At 62.6% G+C, this 22,566-nt stretch carries 22 protein-coding genes; 12 read left to right on the top strand and 10 right to left on the bottom strand.

The features are described from left to right. Positions 1-53: 53 nt before the first annotated feature. The 3 genes from C7A17_RS19605 to recX all read left to right on the top strand — a co-directional run bounded on the left by C7A17_RS19605 (position 54) and on the right by recX (position 2,164). Positions 54-554 carry a CinA family protein gene (locus C7A17_RS19605; protein WP_106739595.1) on the top strand — a complete coding sequence of 167 codons (501 nt, stop codon included), beginning with the start codon at positions 54-56 and terminating at the stop codon, positions 552-554. Between the two features lie 87 nt (positions 555-641). Next, positions 642-1,685 (top strand): recombinase RecA, encoded by a 1,044-nt coding sequence (recA, locus tag C7A17_RS19610; protein ID WP_106739596.1) that lies wholly within the window; start codon positions 642-644, stop codon positions 1,683-1,685. Between the two features lie 11 nt (positions 1,686-1,696). Beyond that, the gene (gene recX / locus C7A17_RS19615) at positions 1,697-2,164 is read left to right on the top strand and encodes a recombination regulator RecX (protein ID WP_106739597.1); all 468 of its coding nucleotides are present in this window, start codon (positions 1,697-1,699) and stop codon (positions 2,162-2,164) included. 226 nt (positions 2,165-2,390) lie between these two features. On the opposite strand, the gene C7A17_RS19620 is transcribed toward recX, so the two are convergent. After that, positions 2,391-3,614, bottom strand: coding sequence for an MFS transporter (locus C7A17_RS19620; RefSeq protein ID WP_106739598.1), 1,224 nt, complete (start codon positions 3,612-3,614; stop codon positions 2,391-2,393). A 153-nt stretch (positions 3,615-3,767) separates the two neighbouring features. On the opposite strand from C7A17_RS19620, the gene C7A17_RS19625 reads away from it, so the two are divergent. After that, complete coding sequence (locus C7A17_RS19625; protein ID WP_106739599.1) at positions 3,768-4,622, top strand: helix-turn-helix transcriptional regulator; 855 nt, start codon at positions 3,768-3,770, stop codon at positions 4,620-4,622. A gap of 42 nt (positions 4,623-4,664) precedes the next feature. On the opposite strand, the gene C7A17_RS19630 is transcribed toward C7A17_RS19625, so the two are convergent. Continuing rightward, on the bottom strand, positions 4,665-5,537 hold the full coding sequence (locus tag C7A17_RS19630; protein WP_106739600.1) for a DUF6685 family protein: 873 nt from the start codon (positions 5,535-5,537) through the stop codon (positions 4,665-4,667). A gap of 135 nt (positions 5,538-5,672) precedes the next feature. Between C7A17_RS19630 and C7A17_RS19635 the strand changes: the two genes are divergently transcribed. Both C7A17_RS19635 and C7A17_RS19640 read left to right on the top strand, forming a co-directional pair. Then, on the top strand, positions 5,673-5,894 hold the full coding sequence (locus C7A17_RS19635) for a DUF2835 domain-containing protein (protein WP_106739601.1): 222 nt from the start codon (positions 5,673-5,675) through the stop codon (positions 5,892-5,894). An 87-nt stretch (positions 5,895-5,981) separates the two neighbouring features. Continuing rightward, positions 5,982-7,004, top strand: a complete 1,023-nt coding sequence (locus tag C7A17_RS19640) for a quinone-dependent dihydroorotate dehydrogenase (protein ID WP_106739602.1) — start codon at positions 5,982-5,984, stop codon at positions 7,002-7,004. 88 nt (positions 7,005-7,092) lie between these two features. Here C7A17_RS19640 and rmf read toward each other — a convergent pair whose 3' ends face one another. Continuing rightward, positions 7,093-7,308 (bottom strand): ribosome modulation factor, encoded by a 216-nt coding sequence (gene rmf / locus C7A17_RS19645; RefSeq protein WP_003244273.1) that lies wholly within the window; start codon positions 7,306-7,308, stop codon positions 7,093-7,095. Between the two features lie 419 nt (positions 7,309-7,727). On the opposite strand from rmf, the gene rlmKL reads away from it, so the two are divergent. Then, positions 7,728-9,908, top strand: a complete 2,181-nt coding sequence (gene rlmKL / locus C7A17_RS19650; protein ID WP_106739603.1) for a bifunctional 23S rRNA (guanine(2069)-N(7))-methyltransferase RlmK/23S rRNA (guanine(2445)-N(2))-methyltransferase RlmL — start codon at positions 7,728-7,730, stop codon at positions 9,906-9,908. Positions 9,909-9,977: 69 nt separating this feature from the next. Here rlmKL and dacB read toward each other — a convergent pair whose 3' ends face one another. Continuing rightward, on the bottom strand, positions 9,978-11,414 hold the full coding sequence (gene dacB, locus C7A17_RS19655) for a D-alanyl-D-alanine carboxypeptidase/D-alanyl-D-alanine endopeptidase (protein WP_106739604.1): 1,437 nt from the start codon (positions 11,412-11,414) through the stop codon (positions 9,978-9,980). A gap of 184 nt (positions 11,415-11,598) precedes the next feature. Here dacB and C7A17_RS19660 point away from each other — a divergent pair, with 184 nt between their 5' ends. Then, positions 11,599-11,940: a YggL family protein gene (locus C7A17_RS19660; RefSeq protein ID WP_106739605.1), complete on the top strand. Its 342-nt coding sequence runs from the start codon at positions 11,599-11,601 to the stop codon at positions 11,938-11,940. A 160-nt stretch (positions 11,941-12,100) separates the two neighbouring features. Here the strand turns inward: C7A17_RS19660 and C7A17_RS19665 are convergent, their stop codons facing one another. Continuing rightward, positions 12,101-14,152, bottom strand: a complete 2,052-nt coding sequence (locus C7A17_RS19665; RefSeq protein WP_106739606.1) for a TonB-dependent receptor — start codon at positions 14,150-14,152, stop codon at positions 12,101-12,103. Positions 14,153-14,439: 287 nt separating this feature from the next. Between C7A17_RS19665 and C7A17_RS19670 the strand changes: the two genes are divergently transcribed. Continuing rightward, positions 14,440-15,348: an alpha/beta hydrolase gene (locus C7A17_RS19670; protein WP_234035822.1), complete on the top strand. Its 909-nt coding sequence runs from the start codon at positions 14,440-14,442 to the stop codon at positions 15,346-15,348. Between the two features lie 118 nt (positions 15,349-15,466). Then, positions 15,467-17,170 carry a sensor domain-containing diguanylate cyclase gene (locus tag C7A17_RS19675; RefSeq protein ID WP_106739607.1) on the top strand — a complete coding sequence of 568 codons (1,704 nt, stop codon included), beginning with the start codon at positions 15,467-15,469 and terminating at the stop codon, positions 17,168-17,170. A gap of 7 nt (positions 17,171-17,177) precedes the next feature. Here C7A17_RS19675 and C7A17_RS19680 read toward each other — a convergent pair whose 3' ends face one another. The 5 genes from C7A17_RS19680 to gcvA form a co-directional block, all read right to left on the bottom strand. Then, a complete protein-coding gene (locus tag C7A17_RS19680; protein WP_106739608.1) occupies positions 17,178-17,465 on the bottom strand; it encodes a hypothetical protein in 288 nt (95 codons plus the stop codon). Beyond that, positions 17,462-18,178 (bottom strand): peptidoglycan recognition protein family protein, encoded by a 717-nt coding sequence (locus tag C7A17_RS19685; protein ID WP_106739609.1) that lies wholly within the window; start codon positions 18,176-18,178, stop codon positions 17,462-17,464. Before C7A17_RS19685 ends, C7A17_RS19680 begins: the two co-directional genes overlap by 4 nt. 1 nt (position 18,179) lies before the next feature. Further along, positions 18,180-18,719, bottom strand: a complete 540-nt coding sequence (locus C7A17_RS19690) for a PAAR domain-containing protein (RefSeq protein ID WP_106739610.1) — start codon at positions 18,717-18,719, stop codon at positions 18,180-18,182. Positions 18,720-18,883: 164 nt separating this feature from the next. Continuing rightward, on the bottom strand, positions 18,884-19,444 hold the full coding sequence (locus C7A17_RS19695) for a type 1 glutamine amidotransferase domain-containing protein (protein ID WP_106739611.1): 561 nt from the start codon (positions 19,442-19,444) through the stop codon (positions 18,884-18,886). Positions 19,445-19,572: 128 nt separating this feature from the next. Then, positions 19,573-20,475 carry a transcriptional regulator GcvA gene (gene gcvA / locus C7A17_RS19700; RefSeq protein WP_106739612.1) on the bottom strand — a complete coding sequence of 301 codons (903 nt, stop codon included), beginning with the start codon at positions 20,473-20,475 and terminating at the stop codon, positions 19,573-19,575. A gap of 193 nt (positions 20,476-20,668) precedes the next feature. Between gcvA and C7A17_RS19705 the strand changes: the two genes are divergently transcribed. Continuing rightward, entirely contained in the window at positions 20,669-21,520 is an 852-nt protein-coding gene (locus C7A17_RS19705) for a transketolase (RefSeq protein WP_106739613.1), read from the top strand. Beyond that, entirely contained in the window at positions 21,517-22,515 is a 999-nt protein-coding gene (locus C7A17_RS19710; RefSeq protein WP_106739614.1) for a transketolase family protein, read from the top strand. Before C7A17_RS19705 ends, C7A17_RS19710 begins: the two co-directional genes overlap by 4 nt. Positions 22,516-22,566 lie beyond the last annotated feature (51 nt).

Here is a 22,566-nt window from a genome sequence, read left to right on the forward strand (position 1 = left end):
CACCGGTTGCGCAAGCTGTGTAGGGTTTGCAGTTCAATGATGGAGGAGCGGGCATGGACAGGATCAGCGAATTGGCTGAACAACTGGGTAAGGCGTTGAAAGCGCAAGGGGCTCAGGTCACTACGGCCGAGTCGTGCACGGGAGGGGGTATCGCCGAGGCCATTACGCGCATTCCCGGTAGTTCGGCCTGGTTCGAAGCCGGCTATGTCACTTATTCGAATACGCAAAAGAGCAAGCAATTGGCAGTGCCGGTCGAGTTGTTCAGGAGCGTAGGCGCCGTCAGCCGCGAAGTGGTCGAGGCGATGGTGCGTGGTGCGCAGGCCAATAGTGGCGCGCGCTATGCGGTGGCTGTCAGCGGGGTAGCCGGGCCGGATGGCGGTTCTGTGGAGAAACCGGTAGGTACCGTCTGGTTGGCCTGGGGCGATGGTGAGCGCTTTTTCAGCGTACGCAAGCAGTTCGCGGGCAACCGCGATCAGGTACGCCGACAAACGGTCGAGACCGCTCTGGCGGGGCTTCTGCGCCTGCTCGCGGAGGAAAATCCGGTTATGGGGTAGGCGGGCGACTTGCCCTGTGGAATAATACTGGCTACTTATACAGTTGTAGGCGGCCCTCGAGGCCCTTGTTAATACGTGAGGATGGTAATGGACGAGAACAAGAAGCGCGCTTTGGCGGCTGCCCTGGGTCAGATCGAGAAGCAGTTCGGCAAAGGCGCGGTCATGCGCATGGGTGACCATGAGCGTCAGGCCATTCCGGCCATTTCCACTGGCTCGCTGGGGCTGGATATCGCCCTGGGCATTGGCGGTCTGCCGAAAGGTCGTATCGTCGAGATCTACGGTCCGGAATCATCCGGTAAGACCACGCTGACCCTGTCGGTGATCGCCGAAGCGCAGAAGCTGGGCGCGACCTGTGCGTTCGTCGATGCCGAGCACGCCCTGGATCCGGACTATGCCGGCAAGCTCGGTGTCAACGTCGATGACCTGCTGGTGTCGCAGCCGGATACCGGTGAACAGGCTCTGGAAATCACCGACATGCTGGTGCGCTCCAACGCCATCGACGTGATCATCGTCGACTCCGTGGCGGCCCTGGTGCCCAAGGCGGAAATCGAAGGTGAAATGGGCGACATGCACGTTGGCCTGCAGGCTCGCCTGATGAGCCAGGCGCTGCGCAAGATCACCGGCAACATCAAGAATGCCAACTGCCTGGTGATCTTCATCAACCAGATCCGCATGAAGATCGGCGTGATGTTCGGCAGCCCGGAAACCACCACTGGTGGTAACGCACTGAAGTTCTACTCCTCGGTTCGTCTGGACATCCGTCGTACTGGTGCGGTGAAGGAAGGCGAGGAAGTGGTGGGTAGCGAAACCCGCGTGAAGATCGTCAAGAACAAGGTCGCTCCACCTTTCCGTCAGGCCGAGTTCCAGATCCTTTACGGCAAAGGTATCTACCGTAATGGCGAGATCATCGATCTCGGCGTGCAGCAGGGCCTGGTCGAGAAGTCGGGCGCCTGGTACAGCTACAAGGGCAACAAGATCGGTCAGGGCAAGGCCAATGCGGCCAAATTCCTGGAGGACAACCAGGAAGTGGCGCGCGAGATCGAAGGTCTGATTCGCGAGAAGCTGCTGGTCAGCAGTGCTCCGGCCAAGGCTCCGGCTGCCGATCTGGCTGATGCCGAAGTCGATTTCTAAGTTCTTCTGTAATGACCGTTGTGCTGGATAACCCGCTCGCCGTCAGGCGGGCGGCCATGGATCTGCTGGCGCGGCGCGAGCATGGGCGGGTGGAGTTGACGCGCAAGCTACGCAAGCGTGGCGCTCCTGACGAGTTGATCGAAGCTGCCTTGCAGCGATTGGCGGAGGAGGGGCTGCTTTCCGAGGCCCGTTATCTGGAAAGCTTCATCGCCTACCGCGCGCGCGCCGGTTATGGCCCGCAACGTATCCGTGAGGAACTGGGGCAGCGTGGCTTGGTGCGTAGCGATATCGAGCAGGCACTGCGTGACAGTGGCATCGACTGGTTCGAACAACTGCGTGAAACCTGGCAGCGCAAATTTGCCGGACAGCTGCCGGCGGATGCCCGTGAACGCGCGCAACAAGGCCGTTTTCTTGCCTACCGTGGTCATTCCATGGAGATGATTGGTCGCTTGCTGAGCGGGCGTGGCGACTGGGATTAGCCTTCTGTTCGGTGCTGGCATACAGCTGTTCTTGGCATTAATGCCATCTGCCGCTCCCCCCTCTTCAGAAGCCCTTTGTTCGTGTGTGCCATCCATGGGGCGTGCTCGAACAGTCTCGCCTGCGGGCGAAGCTCACCTTTCCTATTCTGTGGCTCTCCGGCCTGCGGGCTTGTGGCAGTACCCCCCTTTACGGCAGCGATGCTGCCGTAAAGGGGGGCTCCATGACTCAGCTATCGGGGGCGAGATTGCTGTTGTAGCGTATTCGGCGACGCAGGTTGACGATCTGCAGCAGAGCACCCAGGGTGGCGACTCCGCCGGCGCTGGCGGCCAGGATCCAGGTTGGCGTTTGCAACAGCAACACGAAGCCGCCGGCAGCGGCGCCGATGGCGCTGCCTAGGTAGAGCGCTGACTCGTTCAGGGCTATGGCCAGGTTACCGTCGCCCTGGGTCTCGCGCGCCAGGATCAGTTCGTTGTTCTGCGGTACCTGCAAAGCCCAGCCGACCGAGCCCCACAGGGCTATGGGTAGCATCACCAGCCAGGTGTCGAGGGCCGCTGCCAGCGGCAGCACGAACAGCGACACCGCGAGGATCAGCATGATGGCGAAGGTCAGCAGTGGCCCTTTGATGCGATCCACCAGTGGGCCGATCAGAAAGCTGCCCAGCACCCCGCCGATACCCCAGACCCACAGATAGGGCGTGACCGAGCGCACAGCGCCATAGGCCGGGTCGGCCAGCAGTACAGCGATGAAGGTGTACATGCCTAGGCTGGCGATTGCCGCCAGCAGCGACACCAGCAGGATGATCAGGACATGGCCATTGCCCAGGATCGCCAGTTTCTTTCTCAGTGTGGTGGCGCTGTCCGCCGGTAGCGCCGGAAGCCTCAGCAGCAGGCCGAGTAATGCCACCGCTCCGAGCAGGGTGACCAACCACAGTGCTGCCTGCCAGCCCAACCGCTCGGCTGTCAGCAGGCCCAGTGGTACACCCAGTACCACGCCGCTGGCCATGCCACCCATGATGATGGCGATGGCCTTGCCGCGGTGTTGCTCGGTGGAAAGGGCGGTCGAGGCCGCGATGCCCATGGCCAGGTAGACGCCAGCGCCGATACCGGCGATGGCGCGCCAGGCCAGTAGTACGGCAAAGTTCTCGGCCAGCGTACTGGCTGCGTTGGCGATGACGAACACCCCCAGTGCTAGCAGCAGGCCGGCGCGCTGGCGATGTGCCGGTGTCAAGGCGACGAGAAGTGGTGAGCCCAGGCCATAAGCCAGGGTAAAGGCGGTCACCAGTTGGGCGGCCACCGCTACGGACACGGCGAACGAGGCTTCGATCATCGGAATCAGCCCGGCCGTGACATAGGAAGCCATACCGAGAGCGAAGGCTCCCAGAGCGATGAGGTGGATGGGAGATGGGCCCTGCAATGGCTTCTGTGATTCCCGAAGAGGTGCTTGATACATCCGTTTCTCCTTGGTGAATGGCTAATGCGCCTCTGCGTGGTTTCTCACCACGTGAGAGTCCTGGTTTGGGCGCGCGCAGCCAGTCGGGGGTATTCTCCTCGGATTTATGAGGGGTACAATTTGACAATTTATTCTATTACTAGAGGTGATCGGATGAGCACGCCGCGCACAGCCGAACGCACGCGCACGGAGCTGGCCGAATTCCTGCGTAGCCGCCGCGAACGTATTTCACCGCAGGAGGTGGGGCTGCCCGCCGGTAACCGACGGCGCACGCCTGGGCTGCGTCGAGAGGAAGTCGCGGCTTTGGCCGGGGTGGGCTTGTCCTGGTACACCTGGCTCGAACAAGGGCGGGATATCAGTGTGTCTGCGACCTTTCTCGACAACCTCTCGAGGGCGCTCAAGCTGGATACCTCCGAGCGGCGCCATCTGTTCCTGCTCGCCCATCAGCGCCTGCCAGCCGAGCCGGGCAAGACCTGGTGCACGGTACCGGCGCTGATTCATCGGCTGATGGGTGACCTGCCTGCGAGTCCGGCCTACGTGCTCAATCTTCGCTGGGACGTGCTGGCCTGGAATGCTGCGGCCGATCGTGTGTTCGGTTTTTCTGCGCTGCCGGCGGAGCGCCGCAATTTACTGTGGATGCTGTTCACCTATCCGGCTATGCGCGAGCTGTTCACCCCCTGGGAAGAGCAGGCACGGCAGATACTTTCCAGCTTCCGTCGCGACTTCGTGCGGGCCACGCAGGCGGCGGATATCGCTGCCCTGGTCAAGGAGCTGGAGAGGGCCTCACCAGACTTCAGGGACTGCTGGCGGCAGCAGGACATACAGGGTTCCTGCCAGGGCGTGCGTGATCTGCACATTGCCGCGCTCGGCAAGGTGACGTTCGAGCACATCACGCTGACCATCGACGAGGATCGTCATCTGAAGCTGGTCTACTACGCGGCCAGGCAAGGCTGTTCGCAGACTTGCGCTTTCGAGAGGTGGCTACAGCAAGAGGTGGTGCCAGTCTGAAGTTAGCGTTAGCCAGCCCATCAGAGCGGGTGTCTGGCAAGGTCAGCGATTCAGATCGTGCAGATAGCTCAATACGTCAGGCGCTCCTGCCAGACGTAGGCCTTCGCCCAATGCAGTCGCTTCCAGGTGTTCTTTGGGTAGCAGAAGAAACTCGGGAGAGCCTGTGGTCTTCAGCAGTGACAGGCGAGCGTAGGGCAGACCATTGTCCAGCAACAGGCCCATGAAGCTCGGGTCGCTCCAGGCTTCACCTGGCATGGCGAGCACGTGGTAGCGCCTCTGCAGATTGTCCAATCCCGCGGTATTGAGGCTGTAGCGAACCAGATTGGCTGGCAGTAGCACTTCCAGCCCGCGCATGCGTGCGTAAGCGATGGCGCTGGCGAAGGCTTCGCCCTGTTGTTCCCCTGCCCAGAAGGTGCGAGTACCGCGCCAATTAGCCTGGCGCAGTTCGATCGAGTCGCCAGCGAGGAAGCGCGGCAACGGCAGGCTGATGGTCTTGAGGAAGTCCTTGTAGCTGATGATGCGGATCTGCTTGCAGTGTTCGCTGGCCGCATAGTCCTCGAAGCTGGCGTAACCCGGTGTCGCGGTGCTGCAGGCAAAGCCATCGATCATGCGCAGGTCGAAGGATTGCAGCTGCTGGGTCTGTGCCTCTACCACCTGAGTCAGAGCGGAGTGTGCCTGGGCCTTGTCCTCTTGAACGGGGCCGGAGAGGGCGCCGCGGGGCAGGTTGAGCAGCCGTTGCAGTTGTGGGGTTTCGTGCCAGCAGATGCTGTCGCCAGGTGTCGGCAGAGCCTTGAAGGGCAGACGCAAGGTGCTGGCCCTGGAAAAAATTTGTCGCGAGCCGCGTCCGATCAGCCCCAGGCGTTGTGCCAGGGCGGTCAGGCGAGTGCTGAGGGTGGAAGGCTCGGACAGGCTCATGGCCGGCTGATCGCTCCTGAAGCGTCTAATGCAGTGTGGCAGACACTGGCGGCTATTGCCCATACAGTCGGGTGTGCGACGGTGGCTGTACGGGGTTGTGGCAAAATAGCCGCATTCATTTGCGAGGGTGCCTCCATGCCCAGCTTGGTGCTGGATATTGCGTTATCGGCCGAACGGTTGCAGGCCATCTATCGGGGTCATGCCAACAGGATTATTGCGCAAAGTCGCGACGGCCGCCGCGTCAGTTTACCGGCCCATCACCTGCGGCCCTATCTGACTCATGCGGGCATCTATGGTTCCTTCATGCTGGAGTTCAGCAGCTCGGGCGAACTTTTGAGCTTACGCCCTTTGGCTTGATCTGGCGCGCTTGCCTCGCGTCCAGTGCGTGCGCGCGGCTATAATCGGCGGTCTGCCCATCCTTTATCTGTCGAGCTGAGCCTGCCCATGTACTCCCTGGCCCGCGAGCTGCTGTTCAAACTCTCCCCGGAAACCTCTCACGAGCTGTCCATCGATCTGATCGGTGCGGGCGGCCGCCTGGGGCTCAATGGTTTGCTGACCAAGGCGCCGGCCAGTTTGCCAGTGTCGGTCATGGGCCTGGAGTTTCCCAATCCCGTCGGCCTTGCCGCCGGTTTGGACAAGAATGGCGATGCCATCGAGGGCTTTGCTCAGCTCGGTTTCGGTTTCGTCGAGATCGGTACCGTCACGCCGCGTCCTCAGCCAGGTAACCCCAAGCCACGCCTGTTCCGTTTGCCGGATGCCGAGGCGGTGATCAACCGCATGGGGTTCAACAATCTGGGCGTCGACCACCTGTTGGCGCGTGTGCAGGCGGCGAAATTCAAGGGCGTGCTGGGTATCAATATCGGCAAGAACTTCGATACGCCGGTCGAGCGAGCGGTGGACGATTATCTGACCTGCCTGGACAAGGTGTATGCCCATGCCAGTTATGTCACGGTCAACGTCAGTTCGCCCAATACGCCTGGGCTGCGCAGTCTGCAGTTCGGTGATTCGCTCAAGGAGCTGCTCGAAGCGCTACGCCGCCGCCAGGAAGATCTGACCCAGGAGCATGGCCGGCGTGTACCGTTGGCGATCAAGATCGCGCCGGACATGAGCGACGAGGAAACCGCTCTGGTGGCTGCAGCGCTGCTGGGCGCTGACATGGATGCGGTCATCGCCACCAACACCACGCTCAGCCGTGAGGGCGTCGAGGGGCTGGCGCATGCCGACGAGTCCGGTGGTCTGTCTGGCGCGCCGGTGCGCGACAAGAGCACGCATATCGTCAAGGTGCTGGCGGGAGAGTTGAGCGGACGTTTGCCGATCATTGCCGTCGGCGGTATCACCGAGGGCAGGCACGCTGCGGAGAAGATCGCAGCAGGTGCGAGCCTGGTACAGATTTATTCGGGGTTCATCTACAAAGGGCCGGCGCTGATTCGCGAAGCGGTGGATGCCATCGCCGCCCTGCGTAAGTAGACAAATAAATAGGGCTCCCGAAGGAGCCCTTGGGCTTGCGCCCGCCGCCCGGAGGGGGTCGGCATGGTGAAGTCGGGTGTGATCCTGATCAGCCGACAGCGTGAAGTTCGTTGAGGCGATGAATACCGGCAGTGCCGGTCAGCCCATCCCAGTTGTCGCCACGGCCCTCACGCCAGCCATTGAGCCAGGCCTGACGAACCGAAGGTAGGGTAAAGGGGCATAGTTCGCGGGATTTACCATTGATGCCGTACTGATAGCCGCGCAAAAAAGCTCTTTCTAACGGATCACGCTTAAGTCTTCTCATAGGGTGTTGCCCTCACTGTTGACTGTTATGTCCCGTTGGCCTTGTAGCAAGGCCTGGCAGAGAGTTTCTGCCTGCGGAGGTTCACTGCCGGCGTGGCGAACCTCCTGCGCTTTCGCCGTTGCAACGAAAGCCTGGGTAGAGTTCTAACGAATGCACCGGGGCCTGTGAATGATCAATTTGTCATAAGGGCTTAACCGAAGTGTAGGTGAAGCCATAACGAGCCTGGTCAAACGTCCAGGCATCTTTTGGCAGGCAGCGTGAGGCCTGGCTATGGCAGGTCGCTTGGTCAGATTGCCATTGCAAATGAGACTGCTGCTTATTCCGACGAAGGGTCGCGCTGTGACACTTTGTCACTTATTTTTAAGTCGAGGCGCTGCCTGAAGCGCGCCTCCCCGAATGCCATTGGCACTGGATACTCCATGTCCGAGCGTTATGAAATCGTACTGACCTGCCCCAAGGGGCTCGAAACCCTGTTGCTGGAGGAGGCCAGGTCGCTGGGGCTGGAAGAGGCGCGCGAGCAGACCGCTGCCGTGCGTGGCCAGGCCGAGCTGGAAACCGCCTATCGCCTGTGCCTGTGGTCGCGTTTGGCCAACCGTGTGCTGCTGGTGCTGTCGCGCTTCTCCATGGCCAATGCCGACGATCTCTATGATGGTGTGCAGGCAGTCGACTGGCGCGATCATCTGGAGCCATCCGGCAGCCTGGCGGTCGAGTTCAGTGGCAACGGCTCGGGCATCGACAACACGCACTTCGGTGCTCTGAAGGTCAAGGATGCCATCGTCGACCGTCTGCGCACGGCGAGCGGTGAGCGCCCGAGCATCGACAAGCTCAACCCGGATCTGCGCGTGCACCTGCGTCTGGATCGCGGTGAGGCGATTCTCTCGCTGGATCTCTCCGGGCATAGCCTGCACCAGCGCGGTTATCGCTTGCAGCAGGGCGCTGCACCTCTGAAGGAAAACCTGGCAGCCGCCGTGCTGATCCGCGCAGGCTGGCCGCGCATCGCTGCCGAAGGTGGCGCTCTGGCCGACCCTATGTGTGGCGTGGGCACCTTCCTCATCGAGGCGGCGCTGATGGCCGCCGACATTGCCCCCAACCTCAAGCGTGAACGCTGGGGCTTCAGCAACTGGCTGGGGCACGTGCCGGCGTTGTGGAAGAAGCTGCATACCGAGGCCGAGCAGCGCGCCGCCGCCGGTCTGGCCAAGCCGCCGCTGTGGATTCGCGGCTACGAAGCTGACCCGCGTTTGATCCAGCCTGGGCGCAACAACGTCGAGCGTGCCGGTCTATCCGACTGGGTGAAGATCTACCAGGGCGAGGTGGGTAGCTTCGAGCCGCGTCCGGATCAGAATCAGAAAGGCCTGGTGATCAGCAACCCGCCCTACGGCGAGCGTCTGGGTGATGAGGCCAGCCTGCTGTATCTCTACCAGAACCTGGGCGAGCGTTTGCGCCAGGCATGTCTGGGCTGGGAAGCGGCAGTGTTCACTGGTGCGCCGGAGCTGGGCAAGCGCATGGGGCTGCGCAGCCATAAGCAGTACGCCTTCTGGAACGGCGCATTGCCGTGCAAGCTGCTGCTGATCAAGGTGCAGGTCGAGCAGTTCGTCACCAGCGACCGGCGTGGTCGTGTCGAGGATGAGCAGACGCCGGCTGAGGCGCCGACGCAGGTTCTGCTCTCCGAAGGTGGGCAGATGTTCGCCAATCGCCTGCAGAAGAACCTCAAGCAACTGGGCAAATGGGCGCGCCGCGAAGGCGTCGAGTGCTACCGCCTGTACGATGCCGACATGCCGGAATATGCCCTGGCGATCGACCTGTACCGCGATTGGGTGCATGTGCAGGAGTATGCCGCACCCAAGTCCATCGATCCGGAAAAGGCCCAGGCACGACTGCTCGACGCCTTGGCGGCCATTCCCCAGGCGCTGGGCGTGGCGCAGAACCGCGTGGTGATCAAGCGCCGTGAGCGCCAGGCCGGCACCAAGCAGTACCAGCGCCAGGCCAGTCAGGGCGAGTTCATGGAGGTGAGCGAAGGCGGCGCCAAGCTGCTGGTCAACCTCACCGACTACCTCGACACCGGCCTGTTCCTCGACCATCGTCCGTTGCGCCTGCGTATCCAGCGCGAGGCGGCTGGCAAGCGCTTTCTCAACCTGTTCTGCTACACCGCCACGGCCACTGTGCATGCGGCCAAGGGCGGCGCACGCAGCACCACCAGTGTCGATCTGTCGAAGACCTATCTCGATTGGGCGCGACGTAACCTGTCGCTCAATGGTTTTTCCGACAAGAACCGTCTGGAGCAGGGTGATGTGATGGCCTGGCTGGCTGAGGATCGTGGTGAGTACGACCTGATCTTCATCGACCCGCCAACCTTCTCCAACTCCAAGCGTATGGAAGGGGTATTCGATGTGCAGCGCGACCACGTCGAACTGATCGACCTGGCCATGGCGCGTCTGGCCCGTGGCGGCGTGCTGTACTTCTCCAACAACTTCCGCAAGTTCCAGCTCGACGAGGGCTTGGCGGCGCGCTATCAGGTGGAGGAAATCAGTGCACAGACCCTCGACCCGGACTTCGCGCGTAACTCGAAGATCCACCGCGCCTGGCGTCTGACCGCCCGTTGATTGCGTAGCCCGGATGCAATCCGGGGCCAGGATAAAAGGCCCTCGGATTGCATCCGGGCTACGTGCTTGTCAGCGCTTGGGCTGGCTGTAGGTGTCGAGCAGCACCTGATCGAGAATCGAGGTAGCGCCCCAGGGTTTCGGGTCGTTGAGGATGGCGACCACGGCCCAGTCCTGGCCGTTACGGTCGCGGCTGTAGCCGGCAATGGCGCGTACGTTGTTCAGGGTGCCGGTCTTGATGTGCGCCTCGCCCACCAGCGGCGTACGCAGCAGGCGCCTGCGCATGGTGCCATCCATTGCTACCAGTGGCATCGAGCTGCGAAATTCCGCGGCGTAGGGGCTGCGCCAGGCTGCCTGGAGGATGGCGGCCATTTCCCGTGCGCTGATGCGCTCGGCGCGTGAAAGACCGGAGCCGTTTTCCAGCACCAGATGCGGTGCGGTGATGCCCTTGCGCGCCAACCAGCTGCGAATCACCCGTTGCGCGGCCGTGGCGTCGTCCTGGTCGGCCTCGGTGCGGAACTGCGCGCCGATGCTGAGAAACAACTGCCGGGCCATGGTGTTGTTGCTGTACTTGTTGATGTCACGGACGATCTCCACCACGTCCGGCGAGAAGGCGCGTACCAGCAGGCGAGCATCTTCGGGCAGTTGGGCGAGGCGATCCTTGCCGAGTATCTTGCCGCCCAGTTCCTGCCAGATGCCGCGTACCGCGCCGGCGGCGTAGCTGGGGTGGTCGAGCAGCGACAGGTAGGTCTGCGCGGTGCAGCCTTCGGCCAGTTGACCGGTGACGATCAACGTGGTGCCGTCGAACTGCTCCACGGCGTTGTAGCGCACATCGGGCCAGGCCGGGCAGGTGCCGGCCTTGAGCAGGCGCACCTGATTGTCGATGCGTATCGTGGCGATCGGCGGATCCATGGCGATGGAGACCTTGCCACCCTCGGCGCGGGTGATGAAACGCTGCGCCTTGAGATTGACCAGCAAGGAGTCGGGCGTGACCAGGAAAGGCTTGTTGGCATCGCCGCCGTCATCGTTGAACGCCGGCAACTGCGGCGCGACGAAGAAGCTGCGGTCGAGCACCAGATCGCCCTGAACCTGGCGTACGCCGTTGATGCGCAGGTCGCGCAGCAGCAGCCAGAGCTTTTCCATGTTCAGCTTGGGGTCGCCACCGCCCTTGAGGTAGAGGTTGCCGTGCAGCACACCGTCCTTCACCGGGCCGTCGGCGTAGAACTCGGTCTTCCACTGGTGGTTGGGGCCGAGCAGCTCCAGTGCTGCGTAGGTGGTCACCAGCTTCATGGTGGAAGCCGGGTTGACCGACACATCGGCGTTGAATTGCAGACCACCGCCCTGGCCGCCCAGGGGCACGGTCATCACCGAGAGGGAGTTGTTGGAAATCTTGTTGGCCTTCAGCGCCTGCTCGACCTTGGCAGGCAGGGCGCCATTGGCGGCATGGCAGGAGAGGGCGAGGGGAAGTAGCAGGGCGCTCAGCGCCAGTTGGCGAAACCGCTGGATCATGTTGGAAAACCTTGCGCGCTCGGGCGGTTACAACAAAGGGTGGATCAGACAGTGCAGCTGTAGCTAACGACCGTCTGTGGCTGAAGAAAGTTGCCGTCATTATGCCGCAAGGCGGCCGGACAGCGAGCGACAACTCGGCCGATCTGCTAGAGTGCCGCGCGTTATCACCTTTGAGGATTGTTTCATGGCGACCAACCGTTCCCGCCGTCTGCGCAAGAAGCTCTGTGTCGATGAATTCCAGGAGCTGGGCTTCGAGCTGACCCTGAACTTCAAGGCCGACCTGAGCGACAAGACCCTCGACGATTTCGTCGATCAGTTCCTCGATCAAGCCATCGCTGGCAATGGCCTGGATTACGTCGGTGGCGAAGACTTCGGTCTGGTCTGCCTGGCCAAGCGTGGCTCGGTCAACGAAGAGCAGCGCACTGCCGTCGAGGCCTGGCTGAAAGGCCGTGACGAGCTGGAGAAGTTCGAGCTCAGCCCGCTGCAGGACGTCTGGTACCCGGAGAACCCGATCAACCAGGCGTGATCCTGTATCGCTGCCATGCCCTCGGTTAATCCAGGCATGGCTCGCGCGTGAAAGGCCAGGGTTTAGCCCTGGCCTTTTTGTTTGTCGGCGTTGCGAGTGCAGCGCGCCAATCACGTGCTGGCGATCTGCACATCGAGTCCGGCAACGGCTGCGCATGGCATTACAGCTTCATGTTCACCGACAGGTACGCAGAGCGACCCGGTGCGGGTGAGAACATCGGTTGTTCGTCGCCAGCGGCCCAGAAGAAATTGTCGAACCACACGTATTCGTAATCGCGATCCGTCAGGTTCTTCAGCTGCAGGTCGAGGCTGGTGGTGGCCGACAGCTGATAACGCACGTTGGCATCCAGCACCGCGAAGCCGCCGTACTTGCCTTGTTCGTTCAACTCGTCGATGTAGTAGTCGCCCTGTGCACGGGCTGACAGGCCGAAGCGCCAGGCGTCGTTGAACTGATAATCGACCCCTGCATTGCTGATGTAGCGCGGCGTAGAGAACACCTCCTTGCCGGACAGCGACTGCCCGCCTGCGGTAAAGGCGCTGACCACCTTGGCCTCCTGAATGGCGTGCGAGCCCCACAGCGTCCACTGGTCGTTCAACTGCGCAGTGAGCTGCATGTCTATGCCGCGTCGGCGGGTTTCACCCAGGCCGACGGTGGTGCCGGTGCTCGGCATGTTGGCCACTTCGTCGGTGGCGTCCTGTTGCCAGACGGCGATGCGTGCCTCGGAGCCGGTGAACGGCTTGAACTTCACGCCCACCTCCTTGCCGGTGTTGATCGAAGGCCGGTACGAAGCCTGGCCGGCCGTCATGTAGGCCGGTGCAGTGGAGCCGGTGAGGATCTGGAAGGTACGGCCCCAGTTGGCATAGACGTTCACATCCGGCGTGACGCTGTAGACCACGCTGAGCTTGGGCTGCTTGATCCAGCCGTAGTCCTGCAGTTCGGCTTTCTCGCCACCCATCAGCTCGGTGTTGCCGGAGAACTTGTCCACCCGGTAAGCCGGGATGATCTTCAACTGCTCGATGGGTTGGATGATCGCCTGGGCATAGACGCCGGTGTTGTACAGCGTGTATCGGTCGTCGTTCTGCGTGCGCGCTGGTGGTGTGTCGAAATCGGTGGGAATTCCGAAGTTGTAGCGGTAGCGGCGGTATTCGTTGTGCTGCTGTTCGTAGTTGATGCCACCGTCGAGGGTGAGCATGTCGTGGGCACGCCAGGTCAGGTTGCTCAGCACGCCGGTCTGGCGTTCCTGCCACTGGCGACGCTGGCGCGGCGCGTTGCCGACCGGGTAGCTGGTGAAGGTCACGGTACGGTCATCGTCGTAGCTGTTGTAGTACAGCTTGTTGCTCAGGTTCAGGTCATCGCTGAGCTGGAAGTCGGCATGCGCGCTGAGGTGTTTCATGTCGCGGTCGTCACCGTCGTTGGCGTTCTTCGTCGGCGACTGTTTGCGACTGGCGGCCAGCTCCCGCGCGGTGAGGAAACCGGCTTCCTCTGCCTGATGGTGGTAGAGGCGGGCGATCACGCCGAGCTTCATGGTCTGCTCGTCATCGGTGACGAACCATTTGCCGCCGAGGGAATACTTGTTGGAGTCGCTGTGGTCGCGGAAACCGTCGGAGTCCTGCTTGGCCATGAAGTAGTTCTGCGCGAAGTTGCCTTCCTCGTGACCGACTGCCAGCTGGAATTCGCGGGTATTGAAGCTGCCGTAGGTCACGCGACCGTCGGTGTAGTTGCCGCCCTGGCGGGTGACGAAATTGATGTTGCCGCCAATGTTGTGCAGGCCGTAGCGCGGGTCGTTGGTACCCCGCACCACCTCGATGTAATCCAGCTCCAGCGGGAAGACCATGTCGATGAAGCGCTGATTGCCGCTGTTGACGTTGCTCGGCACGCCGTCGATCAGTGTCTTGATGCCGTTGATGTAACCCTCTCCGTTGAAGGCGCGGAAGGTCACCTTGCCGGACTCGGCGCCCATGCGCGTTTCGGTCAGCTGGATGCCGGGCATCTGACCCACCAGTTCCCAGCTGTTCATCACGTTCTTATCTTCGATCTTGTCGCTGCCCATGATGTCGACCGAGGTGAGGATGCTGTCGGTGCGCAACGTGCCGCCCTGATCGGGCGTGATGTACACCTCGCCGAGCGAGACGGTGGAGTTGCCGGATGCGGCGTGCAGGTCGGGCGTGATCAGGGCAGTGAGAACGGCGAGAGAGGCCGAGGTAGCTTTCATGGGTATTCCTGGTAGGTCGTGCGTGAGCGGCGAGGACTTCACGGATGTGGCGATTTCTTGAGTGCGGGGTTCGGGGTTACGAGGCGCGAGCGGACATGGTCAGATCGATATCGTTAAAGATGTTATATCATAACAATATTATTTCGACTGACCAGCGCCTACAGCACGACAAGCTCTCCTGAATGCGCAGGGCAGAGCCCTCAACCGGTGACTGTCGGTTAGCCAACACTCTGCCGCGTTCGCTATCCAGTAAGATCAGCGCAAACAACAATGCACCGAGCCGACCCATGCCCAGTCTTCGCAACCAACTGGTGATTGCCTTCTTGCGGGTGACCCGCCGCAAACGTATCTACAGCTCGGTGCAGGCGCTGCTCGATGGCATTCGCCAGGTCAGGCAAGCAGGGCCGGCGCAGCCGTCGGCCGGCATGAGGCGATGTCTAGACATCCGTGAACAGCGCCTGGCTGGCGTGCCGGTCTATCGTCTGGCGCCTCGTAGCCCAACCGCAAACGGCCAACACCTGCTCTACCTGCATGGCGGAGCGTACGTGCGGCCGATTACCCGGCATCACTGGCGCTTTCTGCGCGAACTGGTCGAGCTCTCGGGCCATACGATCAGTGTGCCGCTCTATCCACTGGCGCCGGAGAGCGACTGCCAGCGCACCGTTGCGACCGTCGTGCAGATCTACCAGCAACTGTGTGCCCAGGAGCGACTGACGGCGCTCGGGGTCATGGGCGACTCGGCAGGCGGCGGTCTGGCGCTCGCACTCTGCGATGCGCTGCGTGGGCAGGGCATTGCCCTGCCGAACAGGCTGGTGCTGATCTGTCCCTGGGTCGATGTGCGCATGCAGCACGCTGCCATCGCGGGCAGCGAGCAGGGTGACCCTATGCTGGCTGCCGTCGGCCTGCGCGAGGCAGGGCGTTTGTATGCCGGTGAGCTGGGTGTGGATCACCCTCGCGTCAGCCCCATCGAGGGCGATCTCGGTGGTTTGCCCCCGCTGCTGATCTTTGCTGGCACGCGCGATATCGCGCATCACGACGAGCTGCTGTTCGCCGAGCGCTGCCGTGCCGCCGGTGTGCAAGTGGATTCCGTGGTGGGTGCGGGGATGATTCACGTCTGGCCAATCCTGCCGATTCCCGAGGGGCGCCAGGCACTGGCAGAAATCGTTCGATATCTCGACAACTCCAGCCGAGATTGATCGACGTTTCATGTCCTGACGAAACACACCCACGGTGATCACGAACGATTAGACGCCGGCCCACTAATGGCGTATCAATATCAGGCGATTTCCGCGTTTCTACCCAAGCAGAATTGATATGCAGCCCCTGTGTTCGGTCTATGCGCCCGCCGGCGTCAACGATGAGCGGCTCGACGGGTTCGTGCGTCTGGTCGGTCGGTATTTCGACTCGGCCGTGATGCTGGTTTTCAGCGTAGGGAGTGCGCGACGTATCTGGGCCAGTTCTGGTCTGAGTGATGAGCAATTGGCGCAGATCATCGAGGCAGATGATGTGGCCAACGACGGCGCTCATCATCTGCCTGGCATGCGCTCCAGGGTAACCTGGCCATTGCTGACGCAAGAGGGCGACAGGCTCGGCGCCCTGTATTTGCTCGGCGAGCAACCGCGCGAACTCGATGCTCACCAGCGCGAAGCCCTGCAGGATTTCGCCGCCCTGGCGCTCGACCTGCTGGCGCGGGAGATTGACGAAACCCGACAACACCATGAAATCGCCGCCCTGCGCGACAGCGAGCGACGCATGGCGCTGGCCATCGCCGGCAGCGGCACCGGCATCTGGGATCGTGATGTCAGCACCGGCGAGATTCACTACTCCAGCAGCTGGAAGGCGTTGTTGGGCTATGCCGACCATGAAATTGGCAACCGCATCGAGGAGAGCTACACCCGCGTACACCCGGCCGATCTCGACTACGTCCGCGCGGCCATTCAGGCACACCTGGATCAGCACACTGACGCCTATGAGGTCGAGCACCGCCTGCGTTGCCGTGATGGCCAGTACAAATGGGTATGCAGCCGCGGCAAGGTGGTCGAGCGCGACAACCACGGCAAACCGCTGCGTATGGTCGGCACCACTACCGATATCACCGCCATGCGGCGTCTGTCCGAGCAAGTACAGCAGACCGCTGCCCTGATGACCGACCTGACCAATGAAATCCCCGGCATCGTCTTCCAGTTTCGTCTGCAGACCGATGGCAGCTTCGCCTTCACCTATGTCAGCGCCGGCGCTCAGGCCATCTGCGGCCTCAGCGCCCTACAGCTGATGCAGGACGCACAGGCGCTGACGGCCATCGTCCATCCGGATGATCGGGCGGCATTCATCGACTCCTTCCAGCTTTCAGCCGTCCAACTGACGCCTTGGCACCTGGAGTTCCGCGTGCAGGTGCCGGGGCGTGACATCGCCTGGTGCCAGGGAGAGGCTTGCCCGCGTCGCGAAGAAGACGGCAGCGTCATCTGGCACGGCTTCATGACCGACGTGACCGCACGCAAGCAGATCGAGGCCGAGTTGCAGGCCTTCGCCACCACCGATTTCCTGACCCAGCTCGCCAACCGCCGGCACTTCATGCGTCAGCTCGAAGCCGAGCTCGCGCGCTTGCAGCGCAGCTCCGAGCAGAGCGCGGCGATCCTGATGTTCGACCTGGACTACTTCAAGGCCATCAACGATCGTTGGGGGCACAATGTCGGCGATCAGGCCCTGCGCCACTTCGCGGCGATTCTCTGCAGCCAGTTGCGCAAGAGCGATACGGCCGGGCGCCTGGGCGGTGAGGAGTTCGCCGTGGTGCTCAGCGAGGCGAATCTGGACAAGGCCATGCACTTCGCTACCCGCATCCAGAGCGAACTGGCCAAGGCGCCGATCCTGCATGCCGGTGAACAGATCTACCTGGCCGTCAGCGTCGGTATCTCATCGCTCAATGCCAGCGACGCCAGCGTCGAGGCCGCGTTGTCGCGCAGCGATATCGCCCTGTACTGCGCCAAGCGCGGCGGGCGCAATCGCATCGAGCACCACTGACAACTGATCAGCGCGGCTTGCAGCGCTCCAGCTCGGCCTGGCTGTTCAGCTCAGTGGTGATGCCCAGACGATAACGGCAGTAGGCGATCACCTCGTCGCGCTCCTCGGGCGTCAGGCGTTCCAGCGGCTTGTCGTCGGCGTCATTGGCGAACAGGTTGCGAAACTCGACCTGCAAGGTGGGCGCCTTCTTGATGAAGAACACCCGGTTGATATCGGCATCGTCCAGGGCGTCGTAGTACCCCACGAAGACGATGGCGAGCAGGGCGATGGCGAGCACGGCGGCAAGGGTCTTCATGAGCTGGGCGGCACCTGCAAACCACTGCCGGTACGGATCTGCTGCACCAGCTCCATGCCGACGTTGCCGGGGCAGACCTTGCCGTCGTTCTGCTGCTTGGGATACTCGCGATGACCGCCGAAATGGCGGATTTCGAACACGCTTCTCAGCGCGGCGAGCAAGTCGAGCACCCCCTGGCGCTGCGCTGCAGGAATGGCATTGGTGGTGTTGTAGCCGAAGGATTCCTGCAATTGTCGGCCGATGGCGACGATGCCACCGCCTTCCTCGGCCGTGGTCAGGTTGTTGAGCATCACGATGCCGATCACGCCAGTGTTGAAGTTGCTCACGTTCGAACCTTTCAGGCGAATGTCGCGGCCTTCGTAAACGATGCCCGAGCAATCGACGCCGTAGTGATAGCCGATGTCGTCATAGCCCTGGCCCATGTGCTTGCTCTGGGTTTCCAGCATCTGATCGGCGCCGCTGCTGCAGGCATAACTGCGGCCGGCGTGGTGAAGGGCGACCATGCTGTAGTCCCAGTCGCTATCCTCGGCCCGACCTTTCACCGCACCCCATTGCGAGCGCTCGATGAATTGGTGGTTCATCTCACGCACCTTGCGGATGATCGCTTCGCGCGTCGCCGCACGGTCGTTGACGGTAATCGCCACCGGTGCCTGCGGTTGGCCCGGCTGCACCTGTTGCGCCGGTGCCGTGGTTTCGAATGCCGTGCCTCCCATCTCAGGCGCCCTCCTGGAATTCGGTCAACTGGCGAGCAGGGGACTGGAAGTACACGTGGATGGAGATCTGATCGCTCTCGCTGTTGGCCCGCACCGTGGCGATGCCAGCGGCATCGGTGGTGCCGTATTGCTGTCGACCATTGACCGTGGCGGCGAAGCTGCGATTGGCCAGCGGTGCGCCGGTTTCGCTATCGGTGATGGCGAAGCTGCGGGCGTAGGACATGGCGATATCCAGCGGCGCTGGCGCAACGAAGGGCGCAGCCGCGTGACTATCTCCGATCAGCACGCTGCCAGAGCCGGCGATCACCGTATTGCCATGGGCTCCGACGCTGCCGACGGTCGCGGCCGGACGGCCATTGATCAGCACGGTAGAAGCGAGTGCACCAACCAGCGGGCTGCCGCAGGCGCTTGGATCACCCTGGCGGGCGGCGGGCAGGCTGTCGAACAGCACATCGCCCGAGCCGGCCGCGACGGGGTTTACGCCGTGGCCCGGCACGGGGCAACTGGTGGGGTCGGAAAGACGGGCAGCAGGCTTGGCCATACGAGTTCCCTTCGTAGTCGGTGAGTGGCGGGTAAAAAGACCCTAGCAAGGCAGGCAAGTTCTATCGACCCGCCATCCCGCGGAATTCGACCCGTTTAACATTTTCGCCTGCGCAGGCTGCCGGTCGTCGGGTGCTCACGCTGGGCGGCGCGCATCAGCTGCGTTCATGCGGCCAACAGCGCCTGGCTGATCGCCGCGTTGAAGGCCGGAATATCGTCCGGGGTGCGCGAGGTGATCAGCGTCCAGTTCTGCCCAGGGCAGACCTGCACCTCGGCGTCCACCCAGCTTGCGCCGGCGTTGGCCAGATCCAGTCGTACGCTGGCGTAAGAGGTCATCACCTTGCCCGGCGCCACGCCGGCATCGATCAGCAGCCAGGGGCCGTGGCAGATCGCTGCGACCGTCTTGCCGGCGTCACGAAATTCCTGCACCAGACGCTGCGCGTCTTCGTCCTGGCGCAGGGTGTCGGCATTCACCGTACCGCCGGGGATCACCAGCAGGTCGTAGTTCGCAGCGCTGAGCCCCTTGAGCGGGGTGTCGGACTGCACGGTAACGTCCTTCTCGCTGTCCTTGATCCAGGTCTCGGCTGCGCCACCCTTGATGCTGGCGTGGGTCACGCTGGCGCCCTGATCCTTCAGCGACTGCATCGGTTCGAGCAGTTCATCGCGCTCGATGCCGCTGTTGGCGGTGATGAACAGCACTTTCTTGCCTTGCAGATTCGAACTCATGAATACCTCCCGGATGCGCCGCATGGACGCAGTGAGTGGCCGCGTTGACGAACGCGGCATGCATCAGGGTTGAGACATGTGAAGCGCAGAAGTTCGAATTGATTGGTCGATGGGCGAGGGTTCTGGTGTTAGTGACCGCGGCCTTCCAGTTCGGCAAACAGCCAGTCCTGAAAGCTGCGTATCTTCGGCAGCTCCGCCCGTGAGCGCAGCAGGTTAAAGGTGTAGCCCTGCACCTTGGGCCCGGTCATGCCAAGCGGTGCAATCAACTGCCCGCTGGCCAGCTCACGCTGCGCGAGCAGCAGGCTTTCGAGGCAGATGCCCAGGCCGTCGACGGCGGCGCTGATGGCCATGAACGAGCGGTCGAAGCGCGGCCCGCGCGAGATATCCAGGGGAACCTTGCGATGCTGGCGCATCCAGTCGCGCCAGCTGACCAGGCACACCTCGCTGTGAATCAGGGTGTGATGGCGCAAATCCTCGGGGGCGCGGATCGCCTGCGGCCCATTCGCAAGCGCGGGCGCGCAGAGCGGCACGATGGTCTCGGCGGGGAAGGGCAGCACCATGGTGCCGGCAGGCTGCAGCCGCTTCATGCCGTAGCGGATGTCGATGTCCACGCCCTGGGTCAGCAGGTCGGCAGGTGGTGGATAGGACGAGTTCAACCGCACGTCGATATCGGGTTCCAGGGCGCTGAAACGGGCCAGCCGCGGCATCAGCCACTGGGTCGCAAAACTGGGCGTCGAGTGCACGGTGAGGATGTCGCTTTTCGCAGTTCGCCCCAGCTCGCGGGTCGCCAGATCGATCTTGGCGAAGGCCGCCGAGACCTCCTCGGCGTAGAAGCGGCCAGCATCGGTCAGCACCACCGCACGGTGAACGCGGTGGAACAGACGAACGCCGAATTGCTCTTCGAGCAACTTGATCTGATGGCTTATCGCCGACGGCGTGACGAACAGCTCCTCCGCCGCGAGTGCGAAGGAAGATAGCCGCGCCGCAGCCTCGAACGCCTGAATGGCCTTGAGCGATACCCGGTTTTGCATGGCTTTTTCACATGAGTTCAGTTCACCTATCTGCCTTAACTATTCGTTTGAGCTCAAAAAAGCAAGGGCATAGGCTTTCTCTCACTCGCCAAGCGTGCAGTTGAGGCGCTTGGCAGGCCTGGAGATTCACGCTCCAACCGAGACGAATGAGGCCCGGCAGCAGCAGGCGTCGGGACATATCAAGGAGAACTGCGTGCAGAACAATAATTCCTTAGTTCACGCCAGCGTTGCCGAGGGTGCCTACCGCATCCGCCGCTTTGCGCTACAGATGGGCGAGGTGCAGGGCCAGGGCTACGTCGGCCAGGCACTGGGCTATGCCGATGTGCTGGCGACCGCTTACTGCCATGCGCTGAACCTGCGCCCCGAAGACCCGACCTGGGAAGGTCGCGACCGCTTCCTGCTGTCCCACGGTCACTACGCCATCGCCTTCTACGCAGCGCTGATCGAGGCGAAGGTCATCCCCGAAGAAGAACTGGAAACCTACGGCAGCGATGACAGCCGCCTACCGATGTCGGGCATGGCGACCTACACGCCAGGCATGGAAATGTCCGGCGGCTCGCTCGGCCAGGGCCTGCCGATTGCCGTGGGCATGGCACTCGGCCTGCGCCTGAAGGGCAACCCGGCGTTCGTCTACAACTCGATGTCCGATGGCGAGCTGGACGAAGGCTCGACCTGGGAAGCGGCGATGAGCGCGGCCCACCACGGCCTGGGCAACCTGATCTGCCTGGTCGACATCAACAACCAGCAGGCCGATGGCCCCTCGACCAAGGTGCTGGGCTTCGAGCCGCTGGCCGACAAGTGGGCAGCCTTCGGCTGGCACGTGCAGCGCGTGGACGGCAATGACCTCGCCGCCGTGATCGCCGCCTTCGACGCTGCGCGCAATCTCACCGAAGCCAAGCCTCGCGTGATCCTCTTCGACACCCTGATGGGCAAGGGCGTGCCGTTCCTCGAAGCCCGCGAGAAGAACCACTTCATTCGCGTCGACCAGGCCGAGTGGCAGCAAGCCCTCGATGTTCTTGACCAAGCCCAGGGAGCCACGCAATGAGCACCACCGCCAAGAAACCACGCCTGACCACCTCGGCGATGATCGCCTCGATTGCCTCCGAAGGGCAGCGCGTACAGTCAGCTCCGTTCGGCAAGGCCCTGGTCGAGCTGGCCGCCAACCGCCCCGAGATCGTTGGCCTGACCGCTGACCTGGCCAAGTACACAGACCTGCACCTGTTCGGCCAGGCTTACCCGGATCGCTTCTTCCAGATGGGCATGGCCGAGCAACTGCTGATGGCCGCCGCGGGGGGCATGGCCAAGGAAGGCTTCGTGCCGTTCGCCACCACCTACGCGGTATTCGGCACCCGTCGCGCCTATGACTTCGTGCACCAGGTGATCGCCGAGGAAAACCTCAACGTCAAACTGTGCTGCGCGCTGCCCGGCCTCACCACCGGCTACGGCCCCAGCCACCAGGCCACCGAGGATATCGCGCTGATGCGTGGCATCCCAGGCATGACCATCGTCGACCCCTGCGATGCGCTCGATACCGAACAGGCCGTGGCGCAGATCGCCGATCACAAAGGCCCGGTGTATATGCGCCTGCTGCGTGGCAACGTGCCGCTGGTGCTCGACGAATACGGCTACAGCTTCGAACTGGGCAAGGCCAAGATGCTGCGCGACGGCCGTGATGTGCTGGTGATCTCGACCGGGATTCTGACCATGCGCGCACTGGAAGTGGCCAAGGCACTGGAGGCGGACAAGGTCGACGTCGGCGTGCTGCACGTGCCGACCATCAAGCCGCTGGATGTCACGACCATCCTGCGTGAGGCCGGCCGCTCCGGGCGTCTGGTGGTCGTGGCCGAGAACCACAGCTCGATTGGTGGCCTTGGCGAAGCCGTCGCGACCGCGCTGCTGACGGCTGGTGTGACCCCGCAATTTCGCCAGATCGCGCTGCCCGATGCCTTCCTCGACGCCGGCGCGCTGCCGACCCTGCACGACCGCTACGGGATTTCCACCGAGGTGATGTCGGCCACCATCAAGGGCTGGCTCGGCTGAACGCGGCGCCACGCTGACCCACATTTCCACGCGCCGCTTGCCGGCGCTACT

The sequence above is a fragment of the Pseudomonas mendocina genome, from assembly GCF_003008615.1.
GTDB lineage: Bacteria > Pseudomonadota > Gammaproteobacteria > Pseudomonadales > Pseudomonadaceae > Aquipseudomonas > Aquipseudomonas mendocina_C.